This is a genomic window from Christiangramia aquimixticola (genome assembly GCF_048285835.1).
Lineage (GTDB): Bacteria > Bacteroidota > Bacteroidia > Flavobacteriales > Flavobacteriaceae > Christiangramia > Christiangramia aquimixticola.
The window spans coordinates 1-209 of record NZ_JBLVTL010000382.1; the positions used below are offsets into that span (position 1 = coordinate 1).

Genomic DNA, 209 nt, shown 5'->3' on the forward strand with positions numbered 1-209 from the left:
GGTATTGAGTCAAACCAGTTTCAACTGTTCTGATGTAGGCACCTTCGATATTACTTTAACTGTAACTGATAATAATGGGAATCCAACGCAAAAGACGATTTCTGTAACGGTAGAAGATACGACTCTACCGGTAGTGGATGCTGTAACTTCAACCACGGTGACCTTGGATAATTCAGGTTCAGGATCTTTAGCGGTGGCCGATGTGTTGA

1 protein-coding gene is annotated in these 209 nt (G+C 42.6%); it reads left to right on the plus strand.

Annotated elements, in window-relative coordinates:
- The coding region (locus ACNKXV_RS14910; protein WP_417908477.1) for a hypothetical protein at nt 1-209 on the plus strand (209 nt) is incomplete at both ends.